At 60.0% G+C, this 25,130-nt stretch carries 15 protein-coding genes; 1 reads left to right on the top strand and 14 read right to left on the bottom strand.

The window, feature by feature from the left end:
* Position 1: 1 nt before the first annotated feature.
* From cas7e to ACTQX9_RS03705, 5 genes are all read right to left on the bottom strand, one after another.
* The gene (gene cas7e, locus ACTQX9_RS03725) at positions 2 to 1,168 is read right to left on the bottom strand and encodes a type I-E CRISPR-associated protein Cas7/Cse4/CasC (RefSeq protein ID WP_441540521.1); all 1,167 of its coding nucleotides are present in this window, start codon (positions 1,166 to 1,168) and stop codon (positions 2 to 4) included.
* Positions 1,169 to 1,201: 33 nt separating this feature from the next.
* Positions 1,202 to 1,846: a type I-E CRISPR-associated protein Cse2/CasB gene (gene casB / locus ACTQX9_RS03720; RefSeq protein ID WP_427795735.1), complete on the bottom strand. Its 645-nt coding sequence runs from the start codon at positions 1,844 to 1,846 to the stop codon at positions 1,202 to 1,204.
* Positions 1,847 to 1,848: 2 nt separating this feature from the next.
* The gene (gene casA / locus ACTQX9_RS03715; protein WP_441540520.1) at positions 1,849 to 3,507 is read right to left on the bottom strand and encodes a type I-E CRISPR-associated protein Cse1/CasA; all 1,659 of its coding nucleotides are present in this window, start codon (positions 3,505 to 3,507) and stop codon (positions 1,849 to 1,851) included.
* The gene (gene cas3 / locus ACTQX9_RS03710) at positions 3,504 to 6,449 is read right to left on the bottom strand and encodes a CRISPR-associated helicase Cas3' (protein WP_441540519.1); all 2,946 of its coding nucleotides are present in this window, start codon (positions 6,447 to 6,449) and stop codon (positions 3,504 to 3,506) included. Before cas3 ends, casA begins: the two co-directional genes overlap by 4 nt.
* A gap of 251 nt (positions 6,450 to 6,700) precedes the next feature.
* On the bottom strand, positions 6,701 to 8,038 hold the full coding sequence (locus tag ACTQX9_RS03705) for a hypothetical protein (protein ID WP_441540518.1): 1,338 nt from the start codon (positions 8,036 to 8,038) through the stop codon (positions 6,701 to 6,703).
* Between the two features lie 218 nt (positions 8,039 to 8,256).
* Between ACTQX9_RS03705 and ACTQX9_RS03700 the strand changes: the two genes are divergently transcribed.
* Entirely contained in the window at positions 8,257 to 9,438 is a 1,182-nt protein-coding gene (locus ACTQX9_RS03700; RefSeq protein ID WP_441540517.1) for a cation diffusion facilitator family transporter, read from the top strand.
* 18 nt (positions 9,439 to 9,456) lie between these two features.
* Here ACTQX9_RS03700 and ACTQX9_RS03695 read toward each other — a convergent pair whose 3' ends face one another.
* From ACTQX9_RS03695 to dnaE, 9 genes are all read right to left on the bottom strand, one after another.
* Positions 9,457 to 10,413 (bottom strand): hypothetical protein, encoded by a 957-nt coding sequence (locus ACTQX9_RS03695; protein ID WP_441540516.1) that lies wholly within the window; start codon positions 10,411 to 10,413, stop codon positions 9,457 to 9,459.
* Positions 10,414 to 10,592: 179 nt separating this feature from the next.
* On the bottom strand, positions 10,593 to 12,260 hold the full coding sequence (locus ACTQX9_RS03690; RefSeq protein WP_441540515.1) for a formate--tetrahydrofolate ligase: 1,668 nt from the start codon (positions 12,258 to 12,260) through the stop codon (positions 10,593 to 10,595).
* 144 nt (positions 12,261 to 12,404) lie between these two features.
* Entirely contained in the window at positions 12,405 to 13,472 is a 1,068-nt protein-coding gene (gene ruvB, locus ACTQX9_RS03685) for a Holliday junction branch migration DNA helicase RuvB (RefSeq protein WP_441540514.1), read from the bottom strand.
* Positions 13,472 to 14,092 (bottom strand): Holliday junction branch migration protein RuvA, encoded by a 621-nt coding sequence (gene ruvA, locus ACTQX9_RS03680; RefSeq protein ID WP_441540513.1) that lies wholly within the window; start codon positions 14,090 to 14,092, stop codon positions 13,472 to 13,474. Before ruvA ends, ruvB begins: the two co-directional genes overlap by 1 nt.
* On the bottom strand, positions 14,092 to 14,613 hold the full coding sequence (gene ruvC / locus ACTQX9_RS03675; RefSeq protein ID WP_035137351.1) for a crossover junction endodeoxyribonuclease RuvC: 522 nt from the start codon (positions 14,611 to 14,613) through the stop codon (positions 14,092 to 14,094). The genes ruvA and ruvC overlap by 1 nt, the downstream gene beginning before the upstream one ends.
* A gap of 294 nt (positions 14,614 to 14,907) precedes the next feature.
* Positions 14,908 to 16,893: a hypothetical protein gene (locus ACTQX9_RS03670; RefSeq protein ID WP_441540512.1), complete on the bottom strand. Its 1,986-nt coding sequence runs from the start codon at positions 16,891 to 16,893 to the stop codon at positions 14,908 to 14,910.
* Between the two features lie 117 nt (positions 16,894 to 17,010).
* Positions 17,011 to 17,373 carry a desulfoferrodoxin family protein gene (locus ACTQX9_RS03665; protein ID WP_154515902.1) on the bottom strand — a complete coding sequence of 121 codons (363 nt, stop codon included), beginning with the start codon at positions 17,371 to 17,373 and terminating at the stop codon, positions 17,011 to 17,013.
* Positions 17,374 to 17,538: 165 nt separating this feature from the next.
* Positions 17,539 to 21,012, bottom strand: a complete 3,474-nt coding sequence (locus ACTQX9_RS03660) for a DEAD/DEAH box helicase (RefSeq protein ID WP_441540511.1) — start codon at positions 21,010 to 21,012, stop codon at positions 17,539 to 17,541.
* 162 nt (positions 21,013 to 21,174) lie between these two features.
* Positions 21,175 to 24,978: a DNA polymerase III subunit alpha gene (gene dnaE, locus ACTQX9_RS03655; RefSeq protein ID WP_427727452.1), complete on the bottom strand. Its 3,804-nt coding sequence runs from the start codon at positions 24,976 to 24,978 to the stop codon at positions 21,175 to 21,177.
* Positions 24,979 to 25,130: the final 152 nt, after the last annotated feature.

Genomic DNA, 25,130 nt, shown 5'->3' with positions numbered 1-25,130 from the left:
GCTAGTCCACCTCTTCGGTTTGGTAGCCGTTTTCGGCAAGATAAGCAGCGCACGCTTGCGAGATTTGCGCAATTGCGGCGTCAAGACTACATGCCCCTTCGACACCCATGGCACCGGGAAGAGACTGCGCATCCGGAGATGCAGTTATAACGAACGTCTTTTGCGGGGTCGTTCCAAACGCCTTGTCAACCGCCTCTTCCTGCTTGGCCAAACGCTCACAGCCAATTTCAATCTGGCTTTTCCCATGCGATGCCTCAACAGGTTTTTCAAAGGCATTCACCAAGCTCACTGGTTGCGTATCCCTCAGTTGAAGGACAACCGCTCCGGGGAGCGTGCGGTTTGCAAACGAATTCTGCTTTCCCGTGGGCATGGAAGTGACGAATGCCTTCAAAAACGCCTCGATGCCGCGGCAAGCAACCGCAGCCGAACCAAGGTTTTCGCAAAGATGCAGCACATCAATAGTTGCATAGCGATACATTGTCGATGACGTGAACTCCGTTGTCTCAATCATTGCTGCGCCCGCATTGTCTTCGGGCGAGCAATCGTCAAGAGCAGTGAAATAATCGAATTCTGGATTCATCTTCCCGATGCCAATGGCGTGGGCAACCTGAACGGAGGCGTCGACATTCAAACTGGGATCAGTGGCGACCATTCTTCCGAACAGTGAAATATCTACCATATCTTTGGACGCGGATTCTTGACTCTTCTTGTTCTTTACCGCACTCTTTACTTTCGAAACATCCTGCAAGCCCGCAACGCACTTTGCAAGCTCCTGAACCTCATAAGGACTTATAAACAATAGCGCCTTAAGCTTATAAGGGTCTATTTTTTTATCCTCGAATTTTGGTTCGTTATTTCCCTTTAGATAGGCTTTTAGACTTTTCTTCGCACTCTCTAGAGCTTCCTGCTCATCAATCTGCGCATCAAGCTTAGCCGCCTCCTTCGCAATTAACCTAACGGCATATTTGGTACGTGTTCCAAGATTTGCCTCATCCAGAAAGTCAGGGAACAAATCGCGCGCGGCCTTCTTCCACGCTTGGCTTGAAACCCTTGAGCGCTTGACTCCGCCGAAATATGCCGTTTTTGGACTGCCCGTATCATCTCGATTGATATTGCTCGGGGGGACGGTCTGAAGAATGTGGATATCGATGAACTGGGGCTTTTTCATAGCAGGTCCTTTCTTGGTCATTTCCCTCATCAACTATTCTTCCGAAGGGCTGGCATCGATGCCGGACTCGGCCTTTGGTATTCGACTATATTCACGCCCCCACGCAAGACGCACCTTATCTGCTGTATAGGGGTTTTGCAGTGTGTATAGCTGTGCTGCAAAACGCGCGTAATCAACGGGAATCTCGGCAGCTCGCAGCTGCTGTATAAGCTGCCTTGCATAGTGAAGTGCCTCTTCCATGGAATCGGCCGTTATAAAGGCCCTAAACCTTCGAGGCATTTCGCCCTCTTCGAGATTCGAGTAACGTCCCTTATCACTCCGCACGAGCTGTCGCAGGGCTGCACCAAACGAATGTTCATCGCCAGGCACATACATTGGCTTGGTTTTGCCCTGTTGATGAACCGCATAGAGCGTGAGCGCGGCATGAACCGCCGTCTCGGCCCACGATGGTTCGGCACCCCTCCCCACAAGCTCGGCAGGCAGGCCCTCGAACTCAAGCGGCCATGCATCTGCATTTGAGCCCATGGGCATAAGAAACGCATGGCGCAATGTTGCCAGCTTTCGTGCTCCTCGTGGTTTTCCGCTGGCAGACAGATAGTCGTTTTGGATAGAGCATATGCGCCCGTGCACGAATGCGAGCATAAGCTGCTCTGGCTTTTGCGCGCTGTTTTCCGTCATATCTAAACCTCCTTATCTCTAGGTTCGTCTTCTTCAAGCGGCAGATACTTTTTTAGGGCAGTGTCGAGCATTGCCTTGGCTCGCGATGCCGTCATCCACCCGCTTATCTTGCCTGTTTTCATAGGAGCCCCAACGATTGCCTCTGGGCCAGCCTCGCGAAGAAGGGCGCTGGCATTTGCTTCGATAATCGCGCGGGCAGTGCGGCGCCACCGCTTCCGTTCAACTTCCGCGTTGCTGCTCTCGTTAAGGCCGGCAAGCCATTGACGAAACGGCATATCAATCTCGAAGAAAGTACGCGTCTCCGCTTTCTCTTTCGCGCCCTTAAGCTCATCTGCCCCATTTCCGCCAGACGCTACACAGAGGTTTGCGGCAAAGGTACCCAAGGTAAAAACCGAGTCCGACGTTGAAGAAGCAAGGCTTTTGGCAAGAGCAGCCAAGTCTTTCCCTTCGCTTGACAGGAGAAATGCGCTCAACTTAACCGTGTCATTGATGACATTGGAGACGACTGAGTTTTGTGTACCATATTCCATTCCAATCGCGTGGACTTGAATAAGCGTATCATCGAGCTGACATCCCGCATCTCTGCTCGCAAGATAAGAGACCCAACCTTTCAGCCCGGACCCAAGAACGGTTGAGTCCGCTTCTGGCGAACTGACGCCAAACACGGAATCGAGACCTCGCCAGAGGGCTCTTCTGGGCTGATGCGTCTTGGGCAGGTAAACGAGAGGCAGTTTCAACTGTCTTTCCTGGTTCGGACTACGCCTCCATGCCGTCATGGGTTCATAGTCCTGACGGTTAATCTGCGCCAGCTTGTCGCCGTTCGTCAAAACCACGGCAACCACGTAGCCGCTCTCAGGAATCAAACGAACTCTTCGAGCTTGCCACGTGTATAGATCAAGCCTGCCAGTCGGAGCAAGGTCATCGACTCCGGCGGGCGCCGTCGACTTCTCCCAACAGGGCAAGTCATCGTCCGAAAACAGCTCGTTTATCTCATCGCCACACAGAATAGAATTAAGCAAGAGGGTTTCTTTAAGCGAAGGGCCCTCAAAACACAACCCTCCTAAACAGCCCGACCATCCGGTACCAATTGGATAGCTCTTCCCTTTCTTAACGCGCGCATCGCCAACCGTTCCGCTTTTAATGCCAGCAGTATCAAAAGCGTGAACGTGAATAAGCCAGCGTGCGGATTCCGAGAAAGTCAGACGATCCGCCCCCTCACCGGATCGAAGCGAAAAGAGCGTATCCCCATCCGGTATATCAGCAATCACCTTTCTTATTTCAGAGAACTCGTTCTTTGCCGTATGCAGACCAGCGACCTGCATAAAAGGCTGTTCCTCGTCAAACAAATCGAAACGATGGTGCCACTCGTCGAGGTATTCGTGAATCTGGTCGATGGGCAGTTCGTGCGCACGCCATAGGCGCCCCCAAACCTCCGCTGGAACGTCGTCATCGTCGAGCGTCGGAGAAATTGCCCTTTGCAGCACTGCCAGCAAAACGCGCAGAATCGCAAAATCCTGTGTGGGTAGATCGTTAGCCAAGCACTTGATGCTTGACGCTTGCTCAAATAGCTCGAGCAGTGATACCTCGCGCGTCGCCCCGCCCAAATCGCGAACGCAGATCCATGGTTCGTCCACGAGGTTAAAACTCACATTCTGGTTCATTGCGCATCTCCTTTCTTCCTCACTGTTTCAACAAGTTCAAGCCCGGCCTTACGCGAATAGTGCATGCGATAGATAGCATCTTTCGTTTCTATTACCGTATCTAGGTTTGAATCAAACGCCAAGACCAGTTGACCTTGAAGCCATCTTGACTCTTGCCATCTGAGCGCCTGAGATTTTGTCTCCAGGGCATCAATTACCTGCTCAGACGATAGCCAGAATGGCAGGCTCACGGTACAACTCGCCGCAAGGCGGGCAACCTCATCGTCAGGCGCTTCACTTCCATCCCCTAAATAGCCCTGACACGGACGGCTCCCCTTTATGTCGGTGACCCAGGGAAGCAGCGTGAAACCGTCGTTGCCTACTTGGACCGCAATAACCTCAACCGTGTCACCAGAATCGCGAACGGCAGCGCGTGCTTTTGTCTCGTCTGAAAGCGAGAAGGTTTCATTCAGCCAGCCAATAAGACTTTGCGTCCCCTTCTGTGGCTTGCTCAGAAGCCAGGCATTTGCCTTGAACTGCTTGTTCTCTTTTGTCTTCTCCAGCTCTTCTTCTGCGCTTTGCAAAGCATGAACCCATTCCGGTGCTGCGCCCGCATCGCACAACTCTTCCGCCGCAATGCTTCGTGAATACGTCTGCTCGACAAGGCCAGCAATATCGTGAGGCAGATTGACCATAGCCGTCCCCCCATCGGTACTCTTTGCCCTCAGCGAAAGCAAGCTGCGCAAAAGCATCGCAGGGTGATAGACCTTCTCTATACCCCCATTCACCTTAGGCGGAGCAGTCGCCCAGTCCTCGATGCCCGTGATAAAGCAACGTGCTTGCCTGAGCTTCTCCGGACGCTGTCCCTGATTTTCCCCGCGTTCATGGCGGTGAAGGCGTCCCATTCGCTGCAGCAAAAGGTCGATAGGGGCTACATCGGTGATCATTACATCGAAATCAATGTCAAGGGATTGCTCGATCACCTGCGTGCCCACAACGATGAGCTTGCCGGGCCTATTGGCGGGATCGGGACCAAGCAGTCGCAGCAGTTCCGCATCGTTTTCCATGCGATCGACGGCAATGAAGCGCGAATGGACGAGCTTCACGCACGAATCGCCAAAGGCAGTCTTCAACTGCTCGTAGGCGCTTTGGGCACGGGAAACCGTGTCTCGCAACACGCATGCGCAACCGCCATCGGACAATAAGTCCTCCAGTTGCGCAACCAGCGTAGCATCGTCGTCTTCCAATCGTTCGATAATAACGTTTGTTCCGGTCGAAGGGTCATCGCATACTCGGTACATGCTATCGTCTAGCGCTCCATTTCGGGTTGCCGCTGTAACGAGCGGGTACGATGGCTCCCCCGGTGCTTTACGAGGAGCTTCCGGAATATCTTTCCGCTTCGATGCGCGACGAGTGGGTTTTCTATCCCTACCCCGATAGGCGTGGATAAGCTCGTTGCGGCGCTCAGCAGGAAGCGTTGCCGAAAGCAGTATGGTCGGCACGCCGTAAGCGCCAAGCCACGTGAGCACACGGTCAAGATAGACATTCATGTAGGCATCGTAGGCATGAACCTCATCGATTATGACAACCTTGCCGGCAAGGCCCAAGTGCCTAAGCTGCACGTGGCGCGCCTTAAGTGCCGCCATAAGCAGCTGGTCGACCGTGCCCACAACAAATGACGACAGGAGACCGCGCTTCCTTCCGCTAAACCATTGGTGGGCGATCGTGTCTTCCTCAGAGCACTTATTTGCATCGTCGCCCATCCATGTGCGTCCCCAGCTTCGCAAGCTGTCGTAGTCCGGGTTCAAAGCCGCCTTGCTATGCAAAAGTCGCATCGACTGCATGCTGCGGCCCCGCGAATCGGGAACGCCCTCGAGCCAATCTTTAACGCGCTTGAACATCGCGTTAGAAGTTGCCATTGTTGGCAAAAGATAGGCAATTCCCCCTGCCCCGGTTTTCGGAGCCATAACCTCTGAGCACATCAGCGCGGCCTCTGTTTTGCCATTACCCATGGGCGCTTCGATAATGAGCAGCCCTGGGCCGTCCATGTCGAATGCTGCCTGCAGTGCCTGCTCCTGCGCGGGTCGCAAGCTCGCATCCTTAGGAAGACCACTAAAGCGGTGATGAAACAGCTCTTGTCCCTCTTCCTTTACCGGCATCGCCTGCCACGCCGGGGGCAACGACAGCGAAGCCCATGCGGCATCGGTGCGCTTGATGAGTTCGTCGCATGAGTCAATGCTAGAGTCGAGAGGGAACAAATCAGAATTTGAGGCAATCCAATCGGCCATGATGACCAGTGCAGAGACGAGCGCTTGTCCTGACTGAGGAACGGGTGACGAGCTAAAAATACTCTCGAACTTCGCCATCCCCGACCCTTCAAACATCCAGTCAAGAAGTTCCTCTTGGACGGCGCACCAATCGTCATCACCCAAGTTCTCGTTGGGAAAATTGCGCGATGCGCTCGCTATACCTTTGAGCACACTATCGGACGATGGCGTGGTTCCATGGTGCGCTCCCAGAATGCACCCGAATGTCCACGAGCAACTCCAACCGCGCCTATCAAGCCAATCTTCGAGGATCACCTCACTCATGAAGGCGTGCGATGGAGGGCGGTTCATGATGCGGGGGCTCGGAACCTGAAGCCCCGCTTGTTCAACAAGTTCTGCCCGCTCCGAGACCTTGTACTGGAAGCCCGGCGTCGCCTTACCAATGTCGTGAATACCAGCAAGCCAGGTAACGAGCGCCGCCGTTACAGAGTCGCCACAGCCAAATGCGTTCGCGATTTGGTGCTTGACAGGTTCCGCAAGCCATTCGTTCCAAAGCTTGCACGCAACACCCGCAGAATCGGCCATATGAACATAAAGAGGCGACCACAGGTTACGCTCTTCCGCACCGCCCGTTTTTGCCCATAGTGTACAGGCCCGTGAGCTTATGGGAATAGAGTCCATCATGGTCTTTTGCATTGCTCTCCCGTCCGCTTCTTCCTAGAACCCGAGAGGCTGGGAAACGCCTTGCGATTAGACTACTACCGCGAACGGACATTTTTTAATAGCTATCGGCAGACGTAATGTTGCTCAACGTTTGTGCTGTGAGCATGAGCGTTTAATTGAGCGCCCACATGCCTTGTCGCCGCACAAAAACGGGGCGGCCCGCACCCCTGCGAGCCGCCCCTTCTCCTGGCTTTCACGCTACAGCAACAACTGGCACCGCTCCCCTACTTCCCAAATAGCGCACCCAGCAGACCGCGGCGTTTGGACTTCTCCTCTCGGTAGGAGCCCTCGACTGCAGCTGCCACCTGACGCGGCTGCTCGCCGCCTCCACGGCGTACGATCTGGTATAGGAACGGCGATTTAACGTATTTGACCTCGATGGGCGTGGCGTGCACGGTGCTTTCGCTCGACAGCATCACGTTGGGGTTGAGCGGTGCCACCACATGTGTCTCGCGCTTGTCGCTAAACACCACCGCGGCCGCGCGGCCCGTCTGGCCGTTTACGGCAATGCGCACCTGCTCGCCTTCGCGGCTGTCCGACGCCGGACGATCGACAAAGTAGACCGGCACCATCACCAGGCCGTCCTTATGCTTGCGGGCCTTGCGCGCCCACGTGCGGATACTCTTTTTATTGAGCCCCAACACCGCCTCGGCATCGTTGCCGGCAACGTCGAGCGCCAGCTTATCAATGACCACCTGGTCCTTGGTAGACGCATCGACGGAGACAACGCGGAAGTCGCCTTCCTGCATGGCAGGATCGAACGGCCCCACCTTGGCAAAGTCCCACGGCTCCAAAATGCCCATAAGACGAACGTCCAGGTAGTTTGCCCGCGGATATGCCCAGTCGAGCACCTCGTAGTACACCAAGGTCTCCTTGCTCAGCCCCTTGCCCGGGAAGGACGCCATCATGCGCAAATCCGCGAGCGCCATGGGAAAGTAGAAGAGCATCATGTCGTTTTGGATCGCGTCTTCTACATCGTGACCGGCAAAGGCTTCCGCATACTGGTCCACCAGCTGCAGCGCGTTGGCACGTGCCTGCTGCGGCGAGATTTCGCAGGGAATACCCTGCTCGGGTACATACTCCGCACCAACGCCCATGGTCAGGCGCTTGCTAAAGGTACCGGGCTTGAGTAGGTCTGCAACGCCGATCTTATTGCCGCAGGACGGGCACTCAAACACGCGCTGGGTCGACTCGCCTTCGAAGGATGCGCCGCAGAAGGGGCACGGGATGCTCACATGCGTAGCCTCTTGAAACTCCTGCGCCGTGCCGCGGTCCTCCCACAGTAGATGCTCCAGAACCGACTGGTTGCGCCAGTGCGCATGAAAGAAATACCAGTCGGGGTCCACCGGGCGCTCGAGCTGCGACACATGGGTGAGCTTAAGCAGCCCATCGACAACCGTCAGCGGCGCATGGCGAATGCCCAGGGCGCTCCTGGGCTCCCCCGCATCGGCCTGCCACGGAACGACCGTGCCGCAATAGGCGCACTCAAAGCTGCGTTTAGCCTGGTGTGAGTACATGGGGCCGCCGCAGTTTTGGCATTTGATGGCAAACATCTCGTCCATGGATACGTCCTCCTTTACGCAGGGGCTGTCGACATTAAGTATGTCGGGCAGTCAGGCACATGCCCATACCCATGTGGCCCAAAATGGAGCACCCGGTCGGACAAAAAGCCCCGCTCGTTAGCTCACGCAGACCATTACTGCATTTTCTGAGCATCGGCGCACGGCGCGCCTATGCGAGCTACACTATCCCCTTAAACGAGGATGCGAGGAGGTACGCCATGCTATTTGTAAATCGACTGGTACATACACTTGTTCCTGGCAGCGAGGGCGAGCCGGTCGATGCATCTTGTCGCACCAACGCGGGCTTTGCCGCAAGCCTCATCTGCATTGGCCTCAACATTACCCTGTGCCTGGCCAAGGGCATCGCGGGTCTGCTCGCCGGCTCTGTCTCACTTGTCGCCGACGCCTTTAACAACCTCTCCGACGCCTCGAGCAACATTGTGAGCTTGCTCGGGTTCCGCCTCGCCAGCCGCCCGGCAGACGAGGGCCACCCCTATGGCCACGGCCGTTACGAATACCTCGCCGGCTTGTTTGTCGCCGTCCTCGTTTGTGCCGTCGGCATCAACCTGGTGCTCGAGTCCATTGCCAAGATCATCAAGCCCTCCCCCACCGCCTACACGCTGGTCTCCCTAGCAGCCCTCGTCTTGTCCATGCTCGTCAAATTATGGATGGCCGCATTCAACCGCGCGCTGGGCGACCGCATCGACTCGGAGACGCTCATCGCCACAGCGCAGGACTCCAAAAACGACGTCATCACCTCGGGCTCGGTCTTGGCGGCGGCGCTTATTTCGCAGACGACCGGCTTTGACCTCGATGGCTGGGCAGGCCTGGGTGTGGGTATCTTCATCTGCATCAGCGGCATGGGCCTGGTGCGCGACGCCATCAGCCCGCTGTTGGGACAAGCGCCCGACCCCAAGCTCGTCCAGGAAATCCGCGACAGGATCATGTCGTACCCCCAGGTCTTGGGCACACACGACCTCATGGTGCACGACTACGGCCCCGGCCGTCAGTTTGCCAGCGCACACGTGGAAATGCCCGGCGAGGGCGATGCCTTTGAGCACCACGAGATCCTGGACACCATCGAACACGATATTAAACGCCAGATGGGCATCGACATCACGCTGCACTGCGACCCCATCGCCACCACCGGTGACGACCTACGCGGCTGGGTCAAGCGTGGCGTGATGCAGATCGATCCCGCGCTCTCCATCCACGACCTGCACGAACACGATGGCTTTGTGTCATTTGACCTGGTGCGTCCCGACGGTTTTCGCATCTCCGACGACGAGCTGTTGGAGCGCGTAACGCATATCGTGCACGAGCGCAGGCCCGATGCATCATGCGTTGTCACGTTTGACTCGGGCTTTAGCTCGCCCGACCGTCCGGCCGAGCAGTTGTAGCCCCGCTCCGCTCGACCGCTAGTTTCCCTGCGCGCCCGAAATGCCATTTTGCAGGGCATCCCAGGCGTTCGTTGCCATATCACCCAGGTTCTGTGCAGTATCACCGAGGTTCTGGGCTGTGTCGCCCAGCTCTTGGGCCTTATCCCCAAGCTCCTGCGCCTTGTTGCTCAGGTCCTCCAGCGTGTTGGAGCTCGAGCTGTCCGTGGTGCCCTGGTCGCCGGACGCGTTGCTCGACGAGCTGTCCTTGCGCGTGAGCTGAATCTCAAGGTTGCCGTCACCGTTGTAGTAGGCAGATGTGACGACCCAGTTGGCATCGACGACGGGCGTCGAGCCGTCGTCGGTCAGAATCACGGCATTCGAAAGATCAGCCCCGCGCGACTTGAGAATCTTTTTGGCGTTTGACCAGTACTGACCCGGGATATCGCTCAGGTCGACGGTGCCGGACTGGGCAGTCTCGGTCTGCTCGGCCGTGGTATCAGTCGTGGCGCCCCGCTTGTTGAGCATGCCCGACACGATGGCAAACACAACCGACAAGGCAAAGAAGATCGCCAGCACAATGAGGATCTTCTTAATCACGCTCGACGAACGCGAAGGCTTCTTCTCCTCGTCCTCGCCATACTGGGGGATGGACTTGGGATACTCACGATACGGCTCGCGCGCGTATCGGTCGTGCGACTCGTAGCGCGGCTGTGCCGTGCGCGGCATATATGTCGTCTGCTGGGGCTGCGGAATGGGATTTTGCAGCAGGTCATCATAAGGGTCTACCGCCGCGTTGCCGTAGGGGTTCTGCGATGAGACACCATGCGGGTCCTGCGCCGCGTTTCCGTAATTCACAACGCGCGTGGGATCGGCCGACACCTGCGTCGTATCGGGGGCAGCGTAGCCGGGATTCGGCACGACGCGGGTCTCATCGGCGCCATTGCCCGTCCGCGGGGAGCCGTAGCCACCCATTACGGTCGTCTTGTCCTGGTCCATGCAACGATTCCTTTCCGTCGCCCGTAAGCATCAAGTTATCCATGCATTCTACCCGCGCAAAAGTCTATGATGGGCAAAGCCTGCCGGTATTTACAAGACGTGTGCGGGCCTAAGGATCAAAAAGCCCCGCCGGGCTTTAGGAGTGCGGCGGGGCGGGCAAGCGGCTATGAGCAGCAGGCTTAGAACAGGCCGGTGATGTTGCCGTCGTTGTCGACGTCGATGTTCTCGGCCGCGGGAACCTTGGGTAGGCCCGGCATGGTCAGAACGCTGCCGGTCAGCGCGACCACAAAGTGGGCGCCGGCGGAAACCTTGAGCTCGCGCACGGTGATGCGGAAGTTCTCGGGCGCGCCCAGCGCCTTGGCGTTATCGCTGAAGCTGTACTGGGTCTTGGCGACGCACACCGGCAGGTTACCAAAGCCGTTCTCGCGCAGCTTGGCGAGCTGGCGCTTGGCAGCCGGCGTAAAGTCGACGCCATCGGCGCGGTAGACCTTGGTGGCAACGGCCTCCAGGGCGTCGGCCACATCGGCACCGTCCTCGTAGGCAAACTTGAGCTCGCTCGGCTGCTCAATCAGGCGCATGACCTCATCAGCCAGGTCGAGTGCGCCCTCGCCGCCCTTGGCCCAAACCTCGGACAGCTTAACGTTGACGCCGAGCTTCTGGCACTCGGACTCGATGAGCGCAAGTTCGGCGTCGGTGTCCGTCGGGAAGCGGTTGATGGCGACCACGCAGGGAAGACCATAGACGTTCTGGATGTTGTCGACGTGACGCAGCAGGTTGGGCATACCGGCCTTAAGGGCCTCGAGGTTCTCGTCGTTGAGGTCGGCCTTGGCAACGCCGCCGTTGTACTTAAGCGCGCGGGCGGTGGCGACGACCACGACAGCGCTGGGGCGAACGCCCGTCATGCGGCACTTGATGTCCAGGAACTTCTCGGCACCAAGGTCGGCGCCAAAGCCGGCCTCGGTAATCGCGACGTCACCAAAACGCATGGCCATGCGGGTGGCCATGATGGAGTTGCAGCCGTGAGCGATATTGGCGAAGGGGCCGCCGTGGACAAACGCGGGCGTGCCCTCGAGCGTCTGCACCAGGTTGGGCTTGAGCGCATCCTTAAGCAGAGCAGCCATGGCGCCCTGAGCCTTAAGGTCGCGGGCGCGGACGGGCTCGCCGGCATAGCTGTAGCCGACGACGATCTCGCCCAGGCGCTCCTTAAGATCGTTGATGCTCGTAGACAGGCACAGAATCGCCATGACCTCGGAGGCAACGGTGATATCGAAGCCGTCCTCGCGCGGCACGCCCTGGGCCTTGCCGCCAATGCCATCGATAACATGGCGCAGTTGACGGTCGTTCATGTCGACGACGCGCTTCCAGGTGATGCGCTTAACATCGATGCCGAGCTGGTTGCCCTGCTGAATATGGTTGTCGAGCATGGCGGCCAGCAGGTTGTTGGCGGCACCGATAGCATGGAAGTCTCCGGTAAAGTGCAGGTTGATGTCCTCCATGGGGATGACCTGGGCCCAGCCGCCGCCGGCGGCACCGCCCTTGACGCCAAAGACGGGACCGAGCGAAGGCTCGCGCAGGGCAACGGCGCTCTTGACGCCGCGACGACGCAGACCGTCGGCCAGACCGATGGTCGTGGTGGTCTTGCCCTCGCCCGCAGGCGTGGGATTGATAGCGGTCACGAGAACAAGCTTGGCCTGGTGATCGGTCGGCTCGTTGAGCAGTGAATAGTCGACCTTTGCCTTGTCGAAGCCGTACGGGATCAGGTGCTTTACGTCGACGCCGGCGTTCTTGGCCACCTCGGTAATGGGCAGCGGCGTGACGGAACGTGCGATTTCGATGTCAGTAGGCATGGGCGGTCCTTTCGTTACCGGATGAGAAAAAGACCAATTCAGCATAGCACGGGCGCGCAATAGTAAAACGCCCATAACCGATGAACGGCGATATGTTTATCCAATGCCCAGCGATAGCCTGACAGCCCGCCAAAACAAAGCGCCCTAAACGGTAGGTTCAATCCCCAGGTGTTCAAAGGTGCGAAGGGTTGCCTGACGGCCCTGCGGCGTACGAATCATCAACCCGCACTGCAACAGGTAGGGTTCGTAGACATCTTCGAGCGTACCCGGATCCTCGCCCACCGCGCTGGCAAGGGTCGTCAGGCCCACGGCACGGCCGGAGAACGTCTTGGCGAGCGTCTCCAAGATGCGAATGTCCATCCAGTCCAGACCAAGCTCATCAATCTCAAAGAACTCGAGCGCCTGACGGCAGATATCAAGCTCAATAGGACCGTTGCCGCGCACCTGGGCGTAATCGCGCACACGCTTGAGCAAGCGGTTGGCAAGACGCGGCGTACCGCGCGAGCGCGAGCCGATCTCGAGCGCGCTGGGATGGTCTATTGTCACGCCCAAAATGGTTGCCGAGCGCGTCACAATCTGGGCAAGCTCCTCGACCGTGTAGTAGTCCAGGCGATACGAAATACCAAAACGGTCGCGCAGCGGGCCGGTCAGCATACCCGAGCGGGTCGTTGCCGCCACCAGCGTAAACTTGGGGATATCCAGGCGAATCGAGCGCGCCGCCGGACCTTTGCCAATCACGATATCGAGCGCAAAGTCCTCCATCGCGGGATACAGGACTTCCTCGACCGAACGGTTGAGGCGGTGGATCTCGTCGATAAACAGCACGTCACCCGGCTGCAAGTTGGTAAGGATGGCCGCCAGGTCGCCGGTGCGCGCGATGGCCGGGCCACTCGTCGTCTTAATCTGAGCGCCCAGCTCGTTGGCGATAACGGTGGCCAGCGTGGTCTTGCCCAGACCCGGAGGGCCCGAGAAGATCACGTGGTCGAGCGTCTCGCCACGGCTCTGCGCCGCCTCGATCAGCACGCGAAGGCTCTGCTTGATATGCTCCTGACCGCAGTAGTCGTCCAGGCGCTGGGGACGCAGGGTACGGTCGACATCGAGGTCCTCGGGCGTTAGCTCCGAGCCCACCATGCGCTCACCGTGCGCCATGTATGCCGCCGGCGAGCTGCCGGGCGTCGCCCACAGGTCCTGAGAGTCATCGGCTTCCCACATCACGCATCCATTCCGAGTCGCTTAAGCGCCGCGCCGAGCAGATCCTCGACACGCATATCCTGCCCATCATACCCGCTCAGAGCGACATCGGCCTCCTGCGGGCTAAAGCCCATGGAAAGGAGTGCCGCGCGGGCATCATCGATGGCCGAGGGAGCGGCAGCAGGCACGGGCATCGCAACCTGTCCGGGAATCACGTCGACCGGCACAAAGTCCTTATCCTTGGCAAAGGTACTCTTGAGCTCCAGAATGAGGCGCTGAGCTGTCTTTTTACCCACACCGGGTACCTTGGCCATGCCCTTGTCGTCCTCGGCCATCACCAGCGAATACAGCTGCCCCACGGTATAGGTGGAAAGCACGGCGAGCGCCAAGCGCGGGCCAACGCCCGAGACGGACACGAGCCGGTCGAACATTGTGCGCTCATCCTTTGAGGAAAATCCAAAGAGCGTCATGGCGTCCTCGCGCACCTGCATGCGCGTGTAGAGGAGGACCTCGCCGCCGGGCGTCGGCAACGTGGCCGCAGTGCTGCCCGAGATGCCGAGCTCAAAGCCCACGCCCGACACATCGACGACAGCAGAGCTCATCGTGGCCTCGACAAGCGTTCCGTGGAGCTGGGAGATCATCAGTATCCGGTTCCTCTCTGTTGATAGAACTCGCCGCCGGTAAGCGCTCGGGTGCGGCTGAGGTTAACGTGGCAGATGGCGCAGGCCAGGGCATCGGCGGCATGGTCGGGGTGCGGGTCGTGATCAAGCTGCGTGAGCGTGCGCACCATGTAGGCAACCTGCCGTTTGTCTGCAGCGCCCGTGCCCACCACGGCCTGCTTGATCTGCATGGGCGTGTATTCGCCAATCTCGAGCGCGCACTCAGAAAGCGCCACAAGCGCAGCGCCGCGGGCATGCGCCGTGGGGATGGCCGAACGAACGTTAGCGCCAAAGTAGATGCTCTCGATAGCAGCGGTATCGGGACGATAGCGTTCGACAACGCCCTTGAGGTCGCGGGCGATATGCGACAGGCGCACCGCGAGCGGACTTCCAGCACTGGTCTCGATGCAGCCATAGGCACGACAGCGAACCTCGCCACGTCGCTCCTCGATAATCCCCCACCCCGTATGGGCCAAACCAGGGTCGATACCCAAGATAACCAAGCCGACCTCCCCTCGTCACAAGCGCAGCGCAAGGCAAGGCCCCACGCACTATTCACGAACGTCTGTTCTAGAATAACACAACAGCGACCGTATCTGGCAAGCAAGGTCGAACCATAGGTTGAGCATAAGTCAGCGAGCGAGTCCCTGCCGTGGCAAGGTGCCGCGAAAGAGGAGCGCCGCGTACTTCTGTACGCAAGCGACGGTTTGAGCGGCAGATGGCCCGGCAGGGGCTCGCGCAGCGTCGACTCGTTACGCGGTTTGGCAAAACCGCGTAACCTTGGCCCCATCCCCAGTTTAGTTCTGCGAGAAAAAAGGAAACTGACGGGGATCCACCGGCGGATGTGGCATCGGCGTGCCCTGGGGCCCGCCCTGCGGTCCGCCCTGGCCGCCCATCATCCTTTCGATGGCGTCCTGGACCTCGCCCTCGAACTTTTTCATTCCCTCGTGCAAACGACGCTGACCGTCCTCAGAGCGCAGCTCCTCCATCTGCTCGGGCGAAATACCCAACAGCTCACCCAACAGACCCATCATCTCACCGCGCATGCGATCGCCCGTATCGCTATCGGCAAAGCGGCGCACTTCGGCGCGCGCCAGTGAATCAACCGTCATGCGCTCCTTGCCGTTGAGCCCCAAATCGGACCACGCAAGCATGTACGGCCAAGCGCGCTCGGCAAACGAACGGGCCGAAACGATCGGCGCCGTCGGCAACATGCGACGGGCAGCCTCACCCTGTCGAACGAGCATCAGCAGCAGCGAGCAGGCCTCAGGCTTGCCAGCGGCCATCGGGATGTCGTCGAAAGATCGATTGCGGTCCACGTGCGCCTCGAGCGCGCCATCGACCTCACCCGGCTCAAGCCCGCCGAGCAGCTGTGCCGCGCGGTCGAGCATATCGACCGGACCGTCGAGCGTCGAGAGCGCCTGCGCCAGCACTCGCTCCATACAATCTTCCACCGCGTTGAGCGTCACGAGCTCTTGGGGCACCACGGCAGACGTGCGGTTGCGCACGCGCGCCACAAACTCAAGCGTCGACAGGTACACATCGCCAAAGGGCGCAAAGTCGCCCTGGTAGCCGCCGGACAGTGCGGGCGCCGCTAGCGCGTACTCGGTCTTGGAGAGCGGGCTCAACGCCATGGCGCCCAGCTCGAGCGCCGTATCCTCGAGCATCAGGCCCAGCGCACGCGAGCGCAGACGCTCGGCATCGCCCGCCGACACGTCGCGATCGAGCACACGCGCCGCATCCGGTGCATCGCGCTCGACGGTGCGAATGTGCAGGCGCTCGGCAATCGCGCGGACGGCGACACAGCGGGCAGCCTCGGCCTCTTCCTGAGCAGGCGTAAAGATACGGTTGCGCCCCAGCACAAGGCCAATCACATTACGCGGGCCCAAAGCGTCAACGGCAAGTGCCGCCAGCAGGGACGACGGCAAGTCACCCTCGAGTGCCACCACAGCACGCGACGCGCCGCGAGCGCGGGCATTGTCGCGCACGGCGAGCACCAGCGCCTGCCACAGCCACTCCTCGGAACGAAACTCGGGCAGTTCGTGATCTTCCAGGGCATCGAGCATCACGCCGCGCTGAATCTCCTGAACCAGCAGGCTCTCCTCAAAACACGGCGCCTGAGCTACCACGCGACCGCAGTCGTCGAGCACAAACGAACCGCCGGTATATACCGACTCGTCGTACGCACCGACCGGCGCCATGCAGGCAAACCACACGCTGCGCTTAGATGCGATCTTGCGGTAGGCACCGCTGCGAACGGCGGCGATGGCGGCAGTCTCGCGGTCGGTCATGTCAAACGCGTTGAATTGGAAATACGCAATGAGGTCAACACCGGTCGGCAACATCTCGAGTTCGCGGTCCAAGTCAAAAATCACGGCGATGCGCACGCCGTCCACGTCGAACACCGGCGGCGCCCAACGCGTGTCGTTGTTCTCGCCACGCTGCAGGGCAATGCTCGATCGCGCCGGCACCACATGACCGTCCTTGAGCATCATGTAGTCGAGCAGCGGCTGGCCCTCAAACGAAACGGCCGCGGGCACGATGCAGATCATATCGAGCTCTTGGATACGCTCGGCAACACCGGTCAGGCCTGTCAGCATGTCGTGCTCAAAGTCGGCAGTACCCACCAGACCGCCGGGCAGAGCACCCATAAAGAGCGGAGCCGGGACGCACAGCACGCGCGCCCCGCGCTCGTGGGCCAGACGAGCCTGGTCCTCGATGCGACCGCAAATGCCCTCAATATCACCCAGGCGCATATCGATCTGTGCAAGTGCGAGCTTCATGGCCCAGCCCTTTCCGTCGTAAACCATCGAAACCGTAGTAAAAGCGCCGGCCGCATAATGCAGTCGGCGCTTGCATGTGCATATGCTAGCTATGATACCCCGAGCGGGGGCGCGCTCCTAGAACGTCGCGGACCACAGCCCATGCAGGTTGCAGTAGGCATAGACGGTACCGGTCTTGGAGCCGCCAGCGAAAAACGTCGCGGGCTTCATGCCGGGCTCAAGGTAATGGACCTCCAGGCGGCCCTCGGCCTCAAGCGCGATCCACTCGATGTAGTGCTCGGGCAGCATGGGGTGCTCCGTCGAGCCCACGCGCGCACGAATGACGTGGCCGTCGCGCTCGATCTCGACAACAGGCACGTGCTTCTCGTGCGCCGCATCCTCGGTGTTTGCCGTCAGCTCCGTGCAGCCGGCAGGGGTCGCAACGTCGTCGCCAAGAGCGGCAACGAGCTTGCCGTCGGAGTCTTTAAAGAATTTCGCCATGATGTTCTCCTTTGCTGATGTGCCAATGTTCTCAATGGTTCTTATGCCCAAAGAGCGCCGAACCATCCATGGCATTGCAAATGAACACATAACGGGTGAGGCAAGCGGTCGGGCCAGGACGAACCGGCGACCCGGCCCAGCCCGGCGGCCCCATCCCGCGCGCAGCTAGCGACCGTCGCCACCGAGCAGCGCCAGAACGTCCTCGCGCGTGAACAGCGCCGACGAGATGCCATCGCCGCCGAGCACACTGTTGACCAGGTCGCGCTTGGACTCCTGCATCTGCATGATGCGTTCCTCGATTGTGTCCTTGGCGATGAGCTTGTACACGGTCACGGTGTGCTGCTGGCCAATGCGGTGGGCGCGGTCGGTCGCCTGGTCCTGCGCCGCCACGTTCCACCACGGGTCGTAGTGGATGACCACGTCGGCAGCCGTCAAATTAAGGCCCACGCCGCCCGCCTTGAGCGAAATCAAGAACACCGGCACCTCGCCCACTTGGAACTGCGCAACCATCTTGGCACGGCTCTCTTTAGACGATGCGCCCGTAAGCTTAAGGAAGGCGATATCCTCCTTGGCCAGGCGCTTGCCGATGATATCGAGCATGCCCGTAAACTGGCTGAATAGCAAGATGCGATGACCGCCGTCGAGCGCGCCGTGGACGAGCTCCATACACGTATCGAGCTTGGCGCTTCCCGCCTTGTAGTCCGCGTAATGCAGATGAGGATCACAGCAGATCTGGCGCAGCTTGGTGAGCTCGGCAAGTACCTTGAGCTTATCTTTTTTGAACTCCCCGGCCTCGCGGTGCTGCACTTGCTGGGCAATGCGGTCCTGGTTGGCCAGGTAGAGCTTGCGCTGCTCGCCGGTGAGTTGCGCCATCACCGTATCCTCGATCTTCTCGGGCAGGTCGGCCACCACGTCTTCCTTGACGCGGCGCAGCACAAACGGCGACACGAGCGCCTGCAGGCGAGCGGCGCTGTCACCCTCGGCGTGCTCGACCGGGCTTTCGAAGCGCTTGGCAAACGACTCGCGCGTGCCGAGCAGGCCCGGCATCAAAAAGTCGAAGATGCTCCAGAGCTCGGACAGGCGGTTTTCGATGGGCGTGCCCGTCAAGGCAAAGCGCACAGCGGCCGGCAGACGCTTTGCGGCGCGAGCCACCTGCGTGAGCGGGTTTTTAATGTACTGGGCTTCATCCAGCACCACGCGGGCAAAGTCCTGCTCGACGTACTCGTCGATATCGCGGCGCATGAGGTCATACGACGTCACGACCACGTTATGCTCGGCCACGCCGGCAATTTGCACGCGACGCTGGGCCTTGGTGCCCACAATGGCGCACACATCAATCGACGGGGCAAAGCGCTCCAGCTCGGCAGTCCAGTTGTACACGAGCGACGCAGGGCACACCACAAGCGTGGGCTTAGCGTCCCCCGCCTCCACGCGCGCCAGGATATGCGCGATCATCTGGAGCGTTTTGCCCAGGCCCATGTCGTCGGCCAAGATGCCGCCAAGGCCCAGGTGTTCGAGCGAACCGAGCCACTGGTAGCCGTCAACCTGGTAGCCGCGCAGTGTGGCCTTGAGCGAGGCCGGCACCGTAAAGTCCATCTTGCCGAGCGTGTCCAGGCGCTCGACGGTGCGACGGAATGCAGCGTCGCGATCGGCTTCGAGCGCGGACGTGCGCGCAAGCATGCTGTCGACGAACAGGGTACTCGACGCGGGAAGCGACACGCCGTCGAGCAGGTCGACAGCATCGACCCCCAGATCCTCGGCAAGGCCAAACGCGGCGCGCGCTCCCTCGTCCAGGCGAATGATGTCGCCCGACGTGAGACGAGCAAACGTCTGGTGACGCTTGTAGGAATCGAGGTAGATGGCAAGGTCTGCCGCCGAAAGGCCGCTCGCGCCCAGTTCGACGTCGAGCAGGTTACTCTTGACGGTGGCGCGCACCGAAAGCTTGGGCGCAGGGCGGACAGAGATCTGGCGCAGGCGGTCGCTGAGCATGACCTCGCCCAGCTCGGACAGGGCAGACAGGCCCTCAGTGAGCAAGTGGAACAGGCTCTCGTCATCGCGTTCCTCAAACGCCAGGCCACCCTCGTAAAAGTCGAAATACAGAGCCGCCGTATCCATAACGCGAAACTCTGCCACCTCGTCGCGCGGCGGCACGCCCGGGCGCCGCTCTTCGAAGGGGCTGCCCGGAGCGCCCATGCTAAAGAGATCTGCCGACCAGTCGCCGTAGGTAACCGTAATTTTGCAGGTCACGAGCCCATCGTCGACGCCGATCGCCATGGCAAAGCTTGGCTCGGGCGCCACGGTATCGAGCACAGCGGGCGCGGTAAGGTCGGTGTAGTCGCGCAAGATAGGCAGCGCCATGCGGCAAAACTCACCCACCTGGTCGGCGGCGATATGGACCGGTGTGCGGCAGGGCAACAAGTGCGATAGGAACGGCGCGGCATGTTGGGCAAACGCCGTGTCGGTACGGCGCGCGCGGCGCGTATCGACCAGATAGGCGACGTCGCCCGAGGCAAAGCAGTACGTATCGGCCGGAAGGCGCAAGTCGTAGCTGCCCCCGGCTGCCGGCACAATCTTGGCAGCAATCAGCGGCGGGCGCTTAGCCGGAACTTCGCCCTCCCCTTCCGGCAACGACTCGACTGTCACCTCGTAGGCGCGGTGCGTCGTCGTCCCCCGCGACCAAGCAGGTTCAAAGGACATGGTCCTGCCACGCAGCAGGTCCAACACGGACACGATGGAATACTCGGATACCGGCAGCTGACGCTCGGCGACAAAACCGCTGCGGGCAAAGTCGTATGATGCCGAGCGCGAGCTCGTAATATCGCCTAGGTAGGCGACCGTCATTGCAACAAAGTCGAGCAGCTTTGCCGACACATCATCGAAAGCCTCGGGCGCATGAAGGAACGTAAGCTTCTTGCCATAGGAGAACGTACCGCCGCGCGCATAGGCATCGGCCATGCCGTCGATATCCTTAACCACGTAGGACACCGAGCCGCAGCGGATGCGAAACTCAAGCGCCCAGCTAAAGCGATCGGCAAACAGCGGATTGTAGTACGGCACCAGCGAGGGCTCCAGCACTGCTTTGGGCGCATCGGGGTCAATGGTGCCGGCGAGCTTGCGGCGCATGGCCACGAGTTTATCCATGCGCGCGTCCGAAAGATCGGAAAGTGCTGCCACAAGGCTCGGGCTCGTGGGCACGGGCGCCGGGAAGGGAAAGTTGGGGTTGACCGCAGATGCGCTGGGCGCGGGGCGTGTGGGCTGCTTGGACTGTGCGGGCGACACCGTAAACGTGCGGACCGGCGTGCGCAAACCCTCGACGGGCTCGGCGCCGCTGGCATCCAGATACGCCAACGCCGTGGCGATGGCGTGCTTGCACATGCCGGAATAGCGGAAGGCGGCGGGACAATCGCAGTCGTAGTCGACAACCTCGTGCTCGTCCATATCGAGCGCCACGTGCGTCTTATACAGGTCGCCGCGCGAACCACGCACCGTACCCTCGATATTCACGTTTTTGGAAAAGCGCGAGCCGGAGTCCTCAAACGACAGCACGGCGCCGTTGAGCATGAGCGAACGCCCCTTCATAAAGGTACTGCTGAGCGCCGCCTCCTTACGAAGCGCCTGCACAAACGTCCCCTGCGCCATCGCTTCCTCCAATCTCACCCGGGGTAGCTAATTTGGGACGGGGCTATTTTAGCTACCCCCATATGTCGGTTGAGATGTGTTCCGACCCCGACTCATTCGCCGTCAGCCAAAGGGTAGCTAAAAAAGCCCCGTCCCAAATTAGCTACCCCGCCAACGGCGTCCTTAGATCACCGTCACGCGACCTTGGTTGCCGACGATGGCCTTGGCCTCGGCCAACAGCGGAATCGAGCGTGCGTTGACCTTAGCAGGTACCTCGGCACGCAGCACGCGCCCGTCCGCCTGCTCGATAAAGATCTCTACGCGGTCGCCGCCCGGGTTGGCGGTGAGCACCGTGGCAAGACGCGCCATGTTGCCCTGGCTAAAGCGACTGTTGGGCACCATGACCTCAAACACCTTGGGCTTGTTGTTCTCCTCGTTGAGCTCAAGCGGCACAATCTCCTGCGCGATGATCTGGTCGCCGCGGTCCGAGCGCTCGAGCTTGCCCTTAATGCGCACAAACGCATCGGACAGCTGCGCGCCGGTCTCGGGGTCGACCTCGCCGTACAGATACCCCTCGGCCTCCTTGAAGGTCTTGGGGAACACCACGACGGTGGCCTCGCCTTCCATGTCCTCGAGCTGCACGATGCCCATGGGGTCGCCGTTTTTGGTCACGCGCTTGGACACGCTCGAGACCATACCGGCCCACCACAGCGCCTTGCCCTCGGGAATTTCCTGGTTGATGGTGCCGCCCGTGGGGTTTTGCACCTCGTAGCCGGTGTCGATCTGCGAGAACGAGAAGTCGCGCGCTTTGCTGAGCGCATACTCAAACGGGCGCAGCGGGTGGTCCGAGACATAGATGCCCAGAACCTCCTTCTCCTGGCTCAGCTTAAGGTGGCGGTCCCATTCCTGGCCATCCGGATCGGGTACGCTCACCTCAAAGCCCGAGCCCTCAACGTCGCCAAACATGTCGAAGAACGACGTCTGGCCGCTCGCGCGATCCTTCTGGCGCTTTGCCGCGGCATCGATGATGTTCTCGGGGTTGTTCTTGTCCACAAAGTGCATCATCTGACGACGCGGATACCCCGTGGAGTCGAAGGCACCTGCCTTGATGAGCGATTCGATCACGCGACGGTTGGCCTGGCTCGAGTCCACGCGCTCGACAAAGTCATGCAGCGTCTTAAACGGACCGCCCGCCTCGCGCTCGGCGATAATCGCCTGCGCCACGCCGGTGCCCACGCCGCGGATGCCGGCCAGACCAAAGCGCACACCTTCCTTGGTAGCCGTGAACTCGGTACCGGACTCGTTGACATCTGGCGAAAGCACGGGGATGCCGTCGTGACGGCATGCCGAGACGTAGTGCACGATCTTGTCGGTCTTGCCCGTATAGGACGTCAGGACGGCCGCCATGTACTCGTGCGGATAGTGCGCCTTGAGCCACGCCGTCTGCATAACCAAGATGGCGTAGCCGGCGGAGTGCGACTTGTTGAAGGCGTAGGATGCGAACTCGAGAACATCGTCCCAAATCTTCTGGGCGACCTCGCGCGTGTAGTTGTTCTTGATGGCGCCGTTCATCCAGTGGTCGTAGGTGGTCTCGTCCGAGCCATCCTCCCAGTGGAGCACCGTCGACGTGAGCAGCTTGATCTTCTTCTTAGCCACGGGCTTACGGATACGCGAGTCCGATTCGCCCTTGGAGAAGCCGCACATCTCGACGGAGATGAGCATAACCTGCTCCTGGTAGACCATGGTGCCGTAGGTTTCGCCCAGGATGTCGTCCAGACGGTCGTCGTAGGAGACGGCCGGCTCCTTGCCGTTCATACGGTTGATGTAGGACGAAACCATGCCGGCGCCCAGCGGGCCCGGGCGGTACAGGGCGATCAATGCCACGACGTGCTTGTACTCGGTGGGCTTCATGTTCTTGATCGTGGCCGTCATGCCGGCGGACTCGACCTGGAAGACGCCGGCGGTGTGGCCGGAGCCCATGAGCTTAAAGATCTCGGGATCGTCAAAGGGAATCTCTTCCTCTTTGATGTCGATGCCGAAGTTCTTTTTGATGTTTGCCTTGGCCTTGGAGATAACCGTCAGCGTACGCAGGCCCAAGAAGTCCATCTTGAGCAGGCCCATGTCGGCAACGGTATGGCCCTCGTACTGGGTAATCTCGACGCCGCCCTTGGTGTCGAGCTTGGTGGGCACGTGCTCGTTGACGGGGTCGCGGCAGATCAGAACGGCGCACGCATGAACGCCCTCGCCACGGGTGAGGCCCTCGATCGAGAGCGCCGTGTCGATGATGCGGCGGGCGTCGTCGTCCTTTTTATAGGCCTCGGCAAAGTCGGGGTTAAACAGATCCTCTTTGCCGGGTTGTTTTTCGAGCACCTGCTTGAGCTTGACCTTGGGGTCGCTCGAGACCATCTTGGACAGGCGCTGGCCCATGTAGACCGGGTAGTCCAGGACGCGCGCGGCGTCGTTGATGGCCTGCTTGGCCTTAATGGTCGAGTAGGTGATGACGTGGGTGACCTTCTCGGGACCGTAGAGCTGGCGAACGTGCTCCACGACCTCGAGACGCCGCTCATCGTCGAAGTCCATATCGATATCGGGCATCTCGGTACGCTGCGGGGACAGGAACCTCTCGAACATCAGACCGTTCTCGAGAGGGTCGAACGCGGTGATGTTCATGGCGTAGGCGACGATAGCGCCGGCGGCCGAGCCACGGCCGGGGCCGACGCCGATGCCGTTGTCCTTGGCCCATTGCACGTACTCGGCGACGATCAAAAAGTAGGCGGCAAAGCCCTTGTCGCAAATGACCTTGTATTCGTACTCAAAGCGCTCTTTGATGTTGACGCCACCGATCTCGCGCGTGGCCCAGTCGTCACCGTAGTGCTGGCGCAGGCCTTTCTCGCACTCGCGGCGGAACTGGCTCTCGTGCGTCTCGCCGGGATCGAGCAGCGGGAAGCGCGGCAGGATGATGGAGTCCCAGTCCAGCTCAACGTAGCACTTGTCGGCGATCTCGAGCGTGTTGTCGCAGGCCTCGGGGCAATACGGGAACATCGCCCGCATCTCTTCCTCGGTCTTCATGTAAAACTCCGAGCCGGTCATGCGCATGCGGTTGGGGTCGTCGACCTTGGCGTTCATGCCGATGCACATGATGACGTCCTGCACGGGCGCGTCCTCGCGGCGCAGGTAGTGGAAGTCGTTGGTGGCGATGACCTTGACGCCCACCTGTTTGGCGATATCAATGAGCGTGCGGTCCATCTGCTCGTCGGTCAGGCCGTTATCGGTGGTGATGCCGTGTTCCTGGATCTCGATGTAGAAGTCACCAGGCTCGAAGGTATCACGGAAGGTCTCGGCCCACTTGATGGCTCCTTCCATGTCACCGCGGTCGATGTATTTGGGGATGATGCCCGCGATGCAGGCGCTGGTGCAGATCATGCCCTTGGCGTGGCGGCGCAGGTTGTCGAGCGTCACGCGCGGCTTGTAGTAAAAGCCCTGCACGGCGGCCTCGGAGACCGTTTGCATCAGGTTGACGTAACCCTCCTGGTCCTTGGCCAGAAGGATCATGTGGTAGAGCTCGGGTTTGTGGTCGCGGGCGAGCGTCTCGTCCGGCGTAAAGTAGACCTCGCAGCCAAAGATGGGCTTGATGACAAGGGGCGGCTTGAGCTCGTCGATATTGCCCTTCTCGTCCCACATGGCCATGTCCTTCACATACTGGGCATGCTCGCGCGGGTTTGCCTCGGGATCGGGCTCCACCAGCTCGTCGCGGCGGTCCTTTTCCAAGAAGGCCTTGTCGTGGCTCCACGTTTTGTACTCGGGCGTGTTGTGGTTGACGGCGTCGCAGGCCAGCGCCAGATCGGGCACGCCATACATGTAGCCGTGGTCGGTAATGGCCACGGCGGGCATGCCCAGCTCTACGGCACGGTTGACCATATCCTGGATACGGGTTGCGCCGTCGAGCATGGAGAAAACAGTGTGGTTGTGCAGATGGACGAATGCCATGTGATGAGCTCCGATGCGGGTTCGTGTTCTGACTGAACGATTTTACCCCACGGCACGGACAGCGCCCGAACCTAGCCAAACCCACACGGGTAGCTAATTTGGGACGGGGCTTTTTTAGCTACCCTTTGACTGACGGCGAACGAGTCGGGGTC

The organism is Collinsella sp. LCP19S3_F2 (assembly GCF_052121015.1).
GTDB lineage: Bacteria > Actinomycetota > Coriobacteriia > Coriobacteriales > Coriobacteriaceae > Collinsella.
Note: the sequence above shows the minus strand (reverse complement) of the source record. Positions and strands in the feature narration are given on the sequence as shown.

Bases quoted from the DNA above. Each gene is read 5' to 3' on its own strand.
- cas7e (WP_441540521.1), bottom strand. From the start codon at position 1,168: ATGAAAAAGCCCCAGTTCATCGATATCCACATTCTTCAGACCGTCCCC.
- casB (WP_427795735.1), bottom strand. From the start codon at position 1,846: ATGACGGAAAACAGCGCGCAAAAGCCAGAGCAGCTTATGCTCGCATTC.
- casA (WP_441540520.1), bottom strand. From the start codon at position 3,507: ATGAACCAGAATGTGAGTTTTAACCTCGTGGACGAACCATGGATCTGC.
- cas3 (WP_441540519.1), bottom strand. From the start codon at position 6,449: ATGCAAAAGACCATGATGGACTCTATTCCCATAAGCTCACGGGCCTGT.
- ACTQX9_RS03705 (WP_441540518.1), bottom strand. From the start codon at position 8,038: ATGGACGAGATGTTTGCCATCAAATGCCAAAACTGCGGCGGCCCCATG.
- ACTQX9_RS03700 (WP_441540517.1), top strand. From the start codon at position 8,257: ATGCTATTTGTAAATCGACTGGTACATACACTTGTTCCTGGCAGCGAG.
- ACTQX9_RS03695 (WP_441540516.1), bottom strand. From the start codon at position 10,413: ATGGACCAGGACAAGACGACCGTAATGGGTGGCTACGGCTCCCCGCGG.
- ACTQX9_RS03690 (WP_441540515.1), bottom strand. From the start codon at position 12,260: ATGCCTACTGACATCGAAATCGCACGTTCCGTCACGCCGCTGCCCATT.
- ruvB (WP_441540514.1), bottom strand. From the start codon at position 13,472: ATGTGGGAAGCCGATGACTCTCAGGACCTGTGGGCGACGCCCGGCAGC.
- ruvA (WP_441540513.1), bottom strand. From the start codon at position 14,092: ATGATCTCCCAGCTCCACGGAACGCTTGTCGAGGCCACGATGAGCTCT.
- ACTQX9_RS03670 (WP_441540512.1), bottom strand. From the start codon at position 16,893: ATGAAGCTCGCACTTGCACAGATCGATATGCGCCTGGGTGATATTGAG.
- ACTQX9_RS03665 (WP_154515902.1), bottom strand. From the start codon at position 17,373: ATGGCGAAATTCTTTAAAGACTCCGACGGCAAGCTCGTTGCCGCTCTT.
- ACTQX9_RS03660 (WP_441540511.1), bottom strand. From the start codon at position 21,012: ATGGCGCAGGGGACGTTTGTGCAGGCGCTTCGTAAGGAGGCGGCGCTC.
- dnaE (WP_427727452.1), bottom strand. From the start codon at position 24,978: ATGGCATTCGTCCATCTGCACAACCACACTGTTTTCTCCATGCTCGAC.